Here is a 12,654-nt window from a genome sequence, read left to right as displayed (position 1 = left end):
ACCAAACTTTTTTATCATGGTTCAATCGCACCCTTGATGAGCCAATTCATTTCGCTGTGCAGAACTTCGTCACTAAAGGTTTCCCCCTCCTCAGACCGAATTTGTCCTTGGACATCCACAATCCGCCCAGAGAACACATTGTAACCCGTCTTGATTTTCTCGGCAGCTGCATTTACCAACGCCTTCACGGAATCAGGGACTTCGCTTGAATAGAACGCAAGGCCCACGGCATCTTTTTCAAGACCGATCCAGTAATCCATATTCTCGTTATCCTTTTTCTGGATATAATCCTGAATAAAGTTCCTATAAATAATGTACCAGTTTATCGCGATAGAGGTGAGCATTCTCGGAGAGAAACGATTATTTTCTACATGGTTTCCAATGCAATAAAGGCCTCGTTTTTCGGCAACTTCAATAATAAAGGCGCGATCTTGATGGAACGCGATGACGTCAATGCCCGAGCTGTCAATCAACTTGTTGGCATTTTCGGTTTCCGTCTCCCCTTCGTTCCAGGAATTTGTCCAGCGCACATATACATTCGCATTCGGATTAACGCTTTGCACACCCAGGATAAACGCATTCAGGCCTCTGTAAACTTGAATGTTCTTCATGGCAGCCACAAAGCCCACATGGTTCGTCTTGGTCATGGCGCCCGCGACAATTCCCGCCAGGTAGCGAGCCTGGTAAATGCGAGCAAAATAGGCCTTATAGTTCGGAGCGTCATACTCCCAGTTGATTCCGTAGAATGTTACATCCGGATGGGATTCAATAATATCCCTAATCAAGATTGGATAGTTGTAGCTCGTAAGCACAATGACTTTCAAGCTATCGGCAATCATTCCGTTCACGGCATTTGCTAGGGGAATACGTTCTTCGGGAACATCGATAGTCAAAGTTCTTTGCACGCCAAGGGAATCACACGCTGCCCTAATCCCCTTATAATGCGTTTCATTCCAGCCGTTATCAGCTGTATCGCTTAAAAGGACAAAGCCTACACGGAGCTTTTGAGATTCCGTTTTCTTGACCGACTCCCTATTATCGACTTTGTTAAACACCACATACAGCATTACAAAAAAGATGGCAACCGCCGTCAATGCCCCAATGGTTATTTTACTCTTCATCTATTTTCACCCCCTTTACGAACCAGTTGAAATTATTCAGCATATCGCTATCGGACATGCTTTCCCCTTCGTTAATACGAATCGTTCCGGCGTTATCTTCGATGGGTCCGTAAAATACATCAAAGGAACCGTCCTGAATCTTTTTGCGTTCACTGGCAACCATTTCGATTGCTTTCGGATCCACATGCTTCGTGAAAGGCGCCAAGTCCACTACGCCCGAACTAACTCCGCTCCAGTAATTTCTCCCTACGAACTTTTTCTTGAGGACTTCCAGAATATGGGGCGTATAGAAATTTTCCCAACGCCATACAGGAGCTGTCAAAAAATGTTCCGGATACAAATCCGAATTATCCAGATTGTAGCCCACAATCCATAACCCAAGGGAATCCGCAATACGCATGGGCTCATGGCTATCCGCATGCAAGGTAAGCACGTCTATGGAATCGTTTTGCGCAAGAAGTGCACGAGTCGCTTCCCCACAGGCCTTGTCGTCATTCCAGGATTTTGTCCAACGAACAATCACGTTCGCATCTGGGTTCACCTTTTGTACGCCCAAGGTAAAGGCGTTAATGCCGCGAACCACTTCGGGTATTTCGAAGGAAGCCACATAGCCCACCTTGCCGGTTTTTGTCTGCATGCCAGCGACAATGCCCGAAAGGTAACGCATTTGATAAATGCGTCCAAAATAGGTTGACATGTTCTTTGCGTATTTCACTCCAGAGGCATGGAAGAATTTTATGTCAGGATGCCTAATCGCAACTTCCTGGACATAGGGCCCCAACTGGAAAGAATTCGCCACAATGATTTTGACTCCGGCCGCAATGAGACCTTCCATTACTTCTTCAGATGTTTTATTTGCCGGAATCCTTTCACGGAAAAAAACATCCAGGTTCAGTTCCTTGGCAGTCTTTCGCATGCCCTCGTAGTGAGACTGGCCCCAACTTTGATCGCTAATGGAGCCGTTCATGATCATTGCAACTTTTGTCTTTTCGCGCGTAATGTCAGTATTTTTCTTTTTCACATTGAACGTGAGCAATCCTGCTATAATGACAGCAAGGATTAACGCCGGAATAACATAAACCAGTTTCATGTTACGAACCTCCTGCAGCAAGATAGTTCGACAGTTTTTCTAGAACCGCTTTGTAATCAGCCATGCACTTTTCGTGCTGGTTCCGGACAAAATCAACATTTCCTTCTTTACAGGCCATTTCAATGGTCTTAGCCGTTTCTGACAAGGCCACCGCACCAATCGTCAGCGATGTACTTTTCAGGGAATGCATATTGATGCGGTAATTGTCAAAATCCTCTTTTGCAAAGGCACTTTCCAAATCGGCGCAATGATCATTTTTAACGTATTCGGCAAGCATCTCGCGATAAAAGTCTTTATCGTTCATGCAATAACCAAGTCCCGTTGCAGTATCCAGAATTTCCGAAAGTTCGTCCATCGGGTGCGACGTCGGCCTTGGCGGATTTTTCTCGACATTTTCTACCTTGTCGATCAGTTCCGGCGGCAAGAGCTTTTTCACCGTCGTCAACAAGACCTCTTCACGAATGGGCTTGGTGATATAGTCCGTAAAGCCGGCCTGAATGTAGGCATCCTTCGCGCCCACAACCGCATTTGCCGTAAGCATCACCACAGGTGTCTTTTTAATGTCAAAGGATTTTATATCCTTCATGCACTGCAGGGTTTCTATGCCGTCCATCACAGGCATCATGTGGTCCAAAAGAATCAAGTCGTAATGATTTTTTTCAACAAGGGCGAGAGCATCTTCGCCATTGGTTGCCGTATCGACTTGTATTTCGGTTTCCTTGAGAAGCCCGCAAACAACCTTCAGGTTCATGGACACGTCATCCACTACCAGCAACCTGGCGTTTTTCGCCTTGAACTTTTTCACGCCGGAATTAAATGAAATAAATTCCTTATGGCGCTCCATAAAGTTGCCTATGGCGGCATCGCCCATTACAGGCTGCGGAACATGGACTTCAAAGACGGAGCCGGAACCATAAACGCTCTTTACCAAAACCCGGCCATCCATCATTTCGACCAGCTTTTTGGTAAGGTTCAATCCGAGACCCGTTCCCTCGATATTCCTGTTGCGGTCCAGGTCTATGCGTTCAAAGCTCTGAAACAACTTGCCGCGATCGTCAGAACGGATACCGATACCCGTATCGGCCACAATGATAACCAGCTCAATGCGCTTGCCCGAATTTTCCTCGGGCAAAGCCTTAAAATCGACCAGCAAGTCAACCGTTCCCGCAGGCGTGTATTTGATGGCATTCGAAAGCAGGTTGTTTATAATCTGGCGAAGCCGCACCTCGTCACCGCTGAGCAGCGAAGGCGTTTTGGGGTTCACGTTGATATTGAACTCCAGGCCCTTGCTTTGGGCTCTAGGATTCGCCACACTGTAGCAGTCGTTCAATACAGCAAATAAATCATAGTCCCCAATCAAAAGCTCCATCTTGCCAGATTCAATCTTAGTAATGTCCAGGACATCATTCACCAGCGAAAGCAAGGTATGCCCTGCATTCTGGATATTTTGGGCATATTCAAGTAACGTGGCGTCCTTGCACTCCTTCAAAAGCATGGTATTCATTCCCAAAATGCCGTTAATCGGAGTACGAATTTCGTGGCTCATATTGGCAAGGAAAAAGCTCTTGGCCATATTTGCCGATTCCGCGTTCTTGCGCGCTTCTTCGGCTTCGGCCCAGGCCTTGCGCAGTTCATCGGAATGCTGCGCCTTTTTGCGGGCATTGTCCAAGTTTTCAAGCAACCTATGGGTAAGCTTCGCAATGGTAATGCACAAGAGCGTCATGGCTATGGCTTCGATCAAGAACCCCGCCGATCGAGAAATCCACCAGAACGTGTCCGAAGAAAATTCGCCGTGATTTGCACCGGGAGCCCTAAAATAAAGGGATATCACTATCAACAAATAACTGAAAATCGAAATCTTGAAAGTAAAGGCCGCATTAAAGAACAGTAGGCTTGTGACCATGGCAAGGGTATAGGTCATATAGACGCCAATGTTTTCATTAGTCGCAAGCATTGCAATAATGCATCCCATGCCCAGTACGCAAAAATACCTGCGCACCATCAACGAAGCCCCCATGCGCTCAATAAAAGTCGGGAGCCACAAGATAACAAAAGCAATTGCCGTCAAGACATTCAATTCAAAATAGTCAATTTTGAACAAATGAACAACATTCCCGAGATAAATCAACGGAAACATGGCCCACAACCAACGCATGACCCTAGTCAGCGTCTGCAAGACCCTACGGTCATTTTCATCGAAAATGTCATTAGAATCCATTGTCGACTCCAGTTGATTCATTCTAATAGTCCTGCCCGTCATCTCGCATTTCGTAGTTTACATCGTCATCGATCATCTGAAGCATGATGTCCGCAAAGTCCGGATCGAACTGCATTCCCCGGCCTCTCAGAATTTCACTGCGGACAGAGCTCTGCGGAAGGGCAGAACGGTAGCTGCGGCGGCTGGTCATGGCATCGTAGGCATCGGCCACGGCAATGATTCGGGCAATTTCGGGAATAGCGTAACCGGCTAGGCCCTCGGGGTAACCCTTGCCGTCAAAGCGTTCATGGTGATAATGGGCCCCGATTTCGATATTGGGCATGCCGGTAATGTTCTTCAGGATTTCGACACCGATACTCGGGTGCTGCTTAATGGTTTCGTATTCTTCGTCCGTGAGCTTTGAATTCTTGTTCAAGATATTGTCCGGAACCCCGATTTTTCCGATATCGTGCAAAAGAGCCACGAAATAGATTTCATCTTGGAATTCCACAGGCTTGCCTAGCCGACGGGCGATTTCCCTGCTATACTTGGCCACTCGGCTGGAATGGCCGTTTGTGTAACGGTCCTTGGCATCAATGGTAGACGCCAAGGTCTTCACCACCTGTAACGAAAGGACTTCAAGCTTATGCCGGCTTTCTTCCAGTTCAGCAGTCCGGCGTTCGACCTCATTCTCCAGTGAGACCTGCAACTTGCGCAAAGACAGGATTCTCTTGATTCGCTCCAGCACCACCTCGGGCACCAAGGGCTTCTGGATATAGTCCTGGGCCCCCTCCTTAAACACCCGGACCTCGGTCTCCCGGTCGCTGTCCGCCGTCAGGAACACTACCGGTAAGTCGTTGCAATTCTTCATCTTACGAATTTCGGCCAGCAACTCGAAGCCGTTCTTTCCCGGCATATGCACATCCAACAGCGCAAGTGCGGGCATTTCCTTTGACAGGTAGTCCAGGGCCTCTTCATAGGAGTTCGCCATTACGACGTTATACGTCGAACTGAGCATGTGCTCGGCGAATCTAAGGTTCATACGATCGTCATCCACAATTAAGATCGTTTTCTTTTGCGAAACCAACATGTTAAATCCTCTTTACAATAAATATATAATTGGAAAAGGCCCCGTCAAGGGCTTTCTCACAAAAACAATACGCAAAAATGTCTTTTTTATTACAACTTTAAAGCTTTGAACCGTCTACAGCTTAATTTTGAAGGTCTTTTTCACCCCCGGAGAGTTCACCCGGACAAGGACAACTCCGCTCGCCGGTATATCCTGCAAAAGGATCGACCGCCCCATATTCAGGGACTTTACCGGAATTCGCTTGCCATCGATACCCACCACAGTCACCTTGGCATTGGCTGGAATATCCTGGGAGAACTCAAGAGCCCAGCTCCTGACACCACGGTGAACTAGGTTCACGCGGTTCGGGGCGGTAATCGCCGCCACAGCCCTCGTCGGACCGGTAAGGATCTTCCAGACAAGAACAGAATCCTTGTAGCCCCGGCCCACGTACAGAGAAGTATCGTAACGCAGCACGGCCATTGCATGGTATTCACCCGGCATGGTCTGCGAGACATCGGCATAATCGACCAAAACCTGCTCCGGAACATTTTCAAGCTTTACGGAATGTTCTGTGGCATCGAAATCGAATTCTATGGTCTTGCCCCACACAACCCTGGAAAGATCCAGCGTATCCTTGTTGATGACCCACTTTAGGCTATCCTTGAAGACAGGCGCATTGTAAAGGGCGGTATCGTATTGCAATGTCACACGAGCGACATACGTTCCAGGTACAGTTGCGGAGCCGTTGGTATAAGTCGCCTTCACTTGTTTCGGTAAGCCACTCAAAGAAACCGACTTTTCCTTTCCATCATATTTGAAAGGAGCCGTATAGTTCCAAGCCACCTTGGAGAAGTCCAAATCAGTCTTTACCGGCGGAATTGTCTTTTCCGCAATCAGGCGAACCCAAATCGACTTTGCAACACCATCCGATTCAACCGTCAGCATTGCAAGCGTATCGCGGCTCAGAGCATCGAATGTCACCGAATCTGCATTGAACGTGACCGCGGCCAAGTCCGAAGACCACGTGACACTTTCGCCAAGTGCATTTTTAGAGGCGACCTTGAAGGTTGCATCTATCGAATCAGCGCTGACATAGCTACTGTCCGTCAAGGACAAATAGACGGGCGTTGCACCGAGCGCGCTAATATTGCGAACATCGTCGACCGTCGATTCCGCGAAAATCTTCAGCTGCGGGTAATAGCCATTCACATTCACCCAATCTTCGGCGCGAAGCACCGAGGGCAAGGAGTCGGCAGTGAGTTCGGCTGTAGTATATAGCGACAGTCCCTCAAGCGTATCCAAAACAGCAAGCTGCTTGTCGACAACCGCACTGTCCCATGCCACCGGATGGTAATAGGAATCATCTTTCACCACAACAGCACCATAGGCAATAGCCGAATGTATTTCGAAAAGTGAATCCGCGGGCGCATTGACAATGCTATTGTACAAGGATTTTTCTGCATCTACATCTACCACAATAGAGCCGCCGTTCACAACATTCCTCATATTGATGACTCCATAGGAATACCCCATCAAGCCAGCAACTTTCGACTCGGCAGAAGCACTACGGACACGGACAGACCCATAATTCGCCACGTTTTCAAAACCGATGGAACTCTTCACCAAGGCCATAATACCCACACCCACAATTCCACCCAGATAGGCGTTCCTCACTCCGGATGACTTTGCAATATCAAAATCGATGTTTCCAACATTGATCACGTTTTCAAATTTAGACCAATCTTCAGAATACACACCAGGATTAAGCGAACCTACAATACCACCCACCATTTCTCCGCTCGCAGGCGTTACGTTGATAACCTCAATCTCGTCTGAATTCGATACATACAGATTTCCCTTATTGTAGGAATCCTTCACAAGGAGACGACCTGCAGATCCTAACAAACCTCCCAAAGTCACGGTACTATAAGAAGACACATTCCTCTTCGCATAAAGATTTGCTTCGTTGTGACAATTTTCAACCCGGAACTGATTTAAATCGTTCAAAATACCGACAAGGCCACCTTCATGAAGTTCTCTCGAATAGGCATCAATCTCTCCGAAATTATGATTGTTCGCAAAGTACAGGGAATCGGCATTGATTTGACCCGCAACTCCGCCGATAAAGACATCATTCTGTACAAGTTCAGCCAGAACAGATGTCGTAAAAGACACGTTTCCTTCATTGGTAGAATTTTTCACCGTTAGGAACGGAGACCTTTCTACATAACCAATGACACCGCCAACATAGGCATGGGTCATTTGAGAATCGGACTTCACTTCAACACGTCCAGTATTCGCAACAGAATCGATAACAACGGGATCTGAATCGTAACTTACATCAAGCACGCCCATAATTCCACCGGCATTCAAATAGGCATAGCCACCCTTTTCGAGCAAGAGATTACCCTTATTGGCAAGTCCTGTTAACTGGTGGAAATGGCATTTACCAAATAGGCCACCAACAGAATATGTTTTTATGAACAAGCTTGTGGAATAAGAACCCATTTGTACATGGATCAAGCCTTCGTTTGAAGAATGTTCAATGACACTCTCACTTGTATGGGGCAATATAACACCCGCAAGGCCACCCAAAACCGGATTTCCACTATCAAAGCGGACCTCACCCTTGTTGTGGTTATTCACAAAGCTATCGCAATCCATGACACGACCGAACAAACCTCCCAAATACTCACCACCGTTCGCAACAACTTCACCTTCATTCACGTTATTTTCAATAACCGATTTTACTGTAACATACCCGACAATACCACCAGCCAACTCTACGACGCTATTTACGTTTGCTCGATTGACATTGCCCGAAATAGTAACTTCTTTGCCCGTAATCAAGCACCCGACAACGCCACCCATGCAAGCAGACATTCCATCTTCTATCGAACGCGGCACCGTAACCACCGAGCCTTCTACGGTATTGTCAAGCAGGTAAAAATGTTCAGCTCCACCAGCACTCATAATACCGCCGGTCTGATTTTCACCTTGAATCGAACCATTCACCGATATATTGCGGAGAATTACGACCTTACCATTAATATAAGTCGATAGCGCCGCAGCATTGTATTGTTTTGTAGTACGGATATTCACGTTTTCAAGAGAAAGATTTTCGATTACAATCGTATCTTCGAGTGCAATAATAGCCGAAAACAAGCCACCTTCATACAATTCAAGGTCACCGACCCTATAGAGGTTCGAAATTTTATGATTGCCTCCATTGAGTTTTCCCCTGAAATTCACAATCGGAGTCCAGTCTCCCTTGGTGGGGCCACAGACAGAACTCAAATCCAAGTCGTTGGTAATCTTGAAGGCAAGACGGGAGCCGGCACTATCCATCTTTACGCCCTTGTATTCAGTCGTATCGGCAAGAGCCTTTCTGAACTGCAACAGTTCATTCACCGAAGAAATCGTGAGCGGATTTTCAACAGTGCCCAACTTACTTGTTGCAGTAACGTTCACGATAATTTTTTTCTTTGCATTTTCATTCAACACATACAGGGTGTCTATGCCCAAGGAATAAGGCATCGCCACAGAATCATTCACGAAAGAAACATTTCCACGGGCACTATAGACATCGACGGCGTTCCCTGCGGGATCTTTAGTCGTATAGCTTATGTTTTTCGTGATGTGTGCTGCATCATCGCCAAGACCCAAACGCACCGGAGTTGAAGCCACCAGCTGAGCATCGCGGATTTCTTTCATCGGGTTTTCTGCGAGAGTCATGATTTGCGGATAGTAACCTTCCTTGAATTCCCAAAGAGAATCGCCCAAGGCATCAATCGCTTTTCCCGAAATCAAGCTATCTGTCACATAGGCGTGGGCGGCATCAATTGTATATAGGCAATCTTCTTCGAAATGCGACATGACGCTATCGTAGATTGCAAAGGTATCGGGAGCGGCAATGCTTAAATTTGCAAAAACTTCTTCACTAGTTACATCACCGACGCGACCCGCAATACCGCCGGCATAACCAAAGCCAACCGCACCAGCATTCATATTATGGTCTGCGTAGAAATAGACGCTGTTATTATTTCCCACAATTCCACCGGCATAGGCACCCGCATTAATCGTGCCCAAATTAAGAGTTTGAGAAATCCTTGCCGGGAAATGTCCATTGGAAAGTCCGACAATGCCGCCCGCATTTGTTCCTGCAAAAACATTTCCGGTATTCACACACATTAGAATATCTTGCGCGTAGGCCGATTTCAGTTGTCCCACAATGCCTGCGGCAGAAGTAGAGGCCTGAACATACCCAGCATTAAATGCATTTGTAATGTTGAAAGCACCTTCTCCGGCAACAGCGACAATGCCACCCGAAATTTTACCCGAGCTTACATACCCTTTGTTAATCAAATAATTCAACTTAGCAGAAGTTCCAGCCGCATTATAAATCACGGCGACAATTCCTGCAGCCGTATCAGACGCAGAGACGCTACCTAAATTTGTACAGCTATCGATGTGCACACCAAATCCATTGACAGCCCCCACAATGCCTCCAGCCTTGAGCATTGCATCGACATAGCCTTCATTCACACAATTCTTGATACGCACACCGTCAGGGAGCGGAACATTCGCAACAAAACCGACAATGCCTCCCGCAACAAGTCGACCATGCACACGGCCCTTATTTTTACAATTGTCGATAACGACATTAAAACCGGCATATCCAACAACGGCTCCTATTTGGCCATCTCGTTGAGTATAAATGCTGGAGTTTTCACCGATGGTCAGATTCTTAATTTCGGTATTTGATGAAATTTCAGTCTGCATTACACCAAACAAGCCGTAATAAGCCGAGGCCGTATCGGTGCGTTCCGGCAGTTGTTCATCGATATACAAATAGTCAATCGTCTTGCCGTTACCGTCAAAACTACCCTTGAACGGATGTTCCATCGTACCGATTGGAGTCCAGTTTCCGACATCCTTTCCGCAAACAGAACTCAAGTCCAAATCGCGGCTGAGTTTAAAATACAAGTCAGTCGCACCGTTAGAAACATCGACACCCTTGAATGTTCCACTACCGGCATTCACCGCATTGCGCAGCAAAACCAAGTCATTTTCGTTATCAATGGTCAGCGGATTTTCGGCCGTTCCCAAATCAGCTGCAAAAATCGCACAAGAAAAAGCAACAAAAAGCAGACACGCCCTTTTGAGCATATTCATCCTCCTTATATTGTACAAGTTAAATGTAATTAAAAAGGCATTGTCCGTTGAGACAACGCCTTCTGCAAAGCCAATTTAGGGCAAAAAAACTATTTCACTATTATTTTTTGAGACAAATTGATTCCCTGGCCCACCACCTTCACAAAGTACATGCCCTTTGCGGCATCTATCTTGAACTGATGAGAGCCCGAGGCAAGCATTCCCTTGTGCAAAGTAGCCACACGATGACCGGTTACGTCGAGGAGTTCTGCTGTCACGACCGCAGGACGGGTCATCGTCAAGCTCAGGATTCCATTGTTCAATTGCATTGCCTTGGCACTTGCGCTACGAATAGAAGTAATCCCCGAAGAAGCATCAAATACGATCTTGATTTCAGGAATCATCGCTTCGGTATTTTCGAAACCGCGGCTAAAGGCATCGTACTTGTCTTCGTTAAAGTCCCAAAGAACCTGGTCGCCCGCCTTGAAGTTATCGTATAGGATGGTGCCGGTATAGCCAGCGGCATAGTTTGCCACGACAACGCTCAAGGTCTTGTTGCGGTCGGCATGGGCCGAAATATCGTAAGAGCATGTCACGGACTTGCCAGCAGGCACCGCGCAATCACCATCAATTTCAGTCCATGTCCAGGCATCGGTCAGCTTAAAGATCAGGTACAGCTTTGCGTCGCTTGCACCTTGGTTCGTCGCTTCGAAGGTAAACGTATTCGCTTTGCTCAAATCCCAAGTCTTCTGGTATTCGATCTGGGCGTTGTCTCCGCCGTAGGTCACAGCCATCTTGCCGTCACCGCCCTGCTGGCTAATTACGACATCCTTGATCTTGATGCTAGCTTCTTCTGCAGCAGCGAGGACCTTCATGGCATCGAGTGCGGGGTCGATGGTGTAAGTGTAACCGCCAAAGGTAGCTTCGGTCTTGTCGCCGATGTACTGCCAGGCAAGAGCCCCCGCATAGCCGCCGTCAAAAGCCTTGCGGTAGCATTCTTCAGTCGAAATTTCGGTCTTTGCAGCAAAATTCGACCTGTAGGTATCGCCCTTCCAGCCGCTGGCCGGGAATTCACCGATAATCATGGGCTTAGAATCATAGCCGTAAGTAGAGGCCATCTGGGCCGCGGTATTTACGAACGGAGAAACGGAATTGTCCTGATAATACGGGTAGTAATGGGTCTGGAAGAAGTCCAGCGTACCCTTCGCTTCGCCACCAGCTTCGACGAGAGCGGCGTCGTTCCAGTACTTCTGATACTTGATATTCACGCTACCGGTCGAAACGAGAAGTTCCGGGTTGGTCGTATGAATAGCCGCAGCCACCTTGTTGGTAAACTTCTGGATCTTGGCAAGCGACATCTTCTTGGACGTCCAACCACTACATTCACTCGTCATGCCTTCGGGTTCGTTGAAGACTTCCCAAGTCATGAGAGCCTTGTGGTTACCGATTGCCTTGACCACCGGATTGAGCACATTGTCGATAAAGGCCTTGGTGCCTGCGTCTTCAAACAGATTTTCATTCGCGGTGATATCGAGCTTGTCGTCAGCGTAAAGGCCCCACTGATTCGGCTCCATCAGGTTATGGCTGAAAAGGCACATGGAAACCATCACGCCGTATTCTTCGGCGATATCCAAAGCCTTCTTCATATTGGCAATAGTGTTTTCCTTGAGCCCCGAAACCAGATGCGTCGTCTGATCGATTTCCGGGCTCTGGCTCATGTTATTGAAGAGCCACCAACGGATTGCATTACCGCCTGCGGCACGCGTGCCTTCGACAGCCTTGCGCCAAGCGTTTTCGTTCAGCGGAGCATCGCCCACGTCAGAGTTGTAATCACTCCAGGCGAGGTTCGTACCCGAGAAGAAAATCTTCTTGCCGTTGTAGAGTAAATCGGTGCCGCTCACGGTAAGGCCCGGAGCAGCGAAAGTAGAAATTGCGCCGCCAAACAAAGCGGTTGCAACCAACATCTTAAAGGTGTTTTTCATAATTTATCCTTTTCCAAACAACAGTTGTTCTTTTAAAC

6 protein-coding genes are annotated in these 12,654 nt (G+C 47.4%); all 6 read right to left on the bottom strand.

Annotation, left to right across the window (positions count from 1 at the left end):
• Positions 1-14: 14 nt before the first annotated feature.
• The 6 genes from ACJMNB_RS01825 to ACJMNB_RS01800 all read right to left on the bottom strand — a co-directional run bounded on the left by ACJMNB_RS01825 (position 15) and on the right by ACJMNB_RS01800 (position 12,616).
• A complete protein-coding gene (locus tag ACJMNB_RS01825) occupies positions 15-1,121 on the bottom strand; it encodes a BMP family ABC transporter substrate-binding protein (RefSeq protein WP_405338393.1) in 1,107 nt (368 codons plus the stop codon).
• A complete protein-coding gene (locus ACJMNB_RS01820; protein WP_405338391.1) occupies positions 1,111-2,211 on the bottom strand; it encodes a BMP family ABC transporter substrate-binding protein in 1,101 nt (366 codons plus the stop codon). The genes ACJMNB_RS01825 and ACJMNB_RS01820 overlap by 11 nt, the downstream gene beginning before the upstream one ends.
• Position 2,212: 1 nt before the next feature.
• The gene (locus tag ACJMNB_RS01815; RefSeq protein ID WP_405338389.1) at positions 2,213-4,429 is read right to left on the bottom strand and encodes a response regulator; all 2,217 of its coding nucleotides are present in this window, start codon (positions 4,427-4,429) and stop codon (positions 2,213-2,215) included.
• 22 nt (positions 4,430-4,451) lie between these two features.
• Positions 4,452-5,498, bottom strand: coding sequence for an HD domain-containing phosphohydrolase (locus tag ACJMNB_RS01810; RefSeq protein ID WP_405338387.1), 1,047 nt, complete (start codon positions 5,496-5,498; stop codon positions 4,452-4,454).
• Positions 5,499-5,612: 114 nt separating this feature from the next.
• Positions 5,613-10,649 (bottom strand): hypothetical protein, encoded by a 5,037-nt coding sequence (locus tag ACJMNB_RS01805; RefSeq protein WP_405338385.1) that lies wholly within the window; start codon positions 10,647-10,649, stop codon positions 5,613-5,615.
• A 95-nt stretch (positions 10,650-10,744) separates the two neighbouring features.
• Entirely contained in the window at positions 10,745-12,616 is a 1,872-nt protein-coding gene (locus ACJMNB_RS01800) for a T9SS type A sorting domain-containing protein (RefSeq protein ID WP_405338383.1), read from the bottom strand.
• Positions 12,617-12,654 lie beyond the last annotated feature (38 nt).

The organism is Fibrobacter sp. (genome assembly GCF_045131395.1).
GTDB lineage: Bacteria > Fibrobacterota > Fibrobacteria > Fibrobacterales > Fibrobacteraceae > Fibrobacter.
This window is presented reverse-complemented; position numbering and strand designations above follow the sequence as displayed.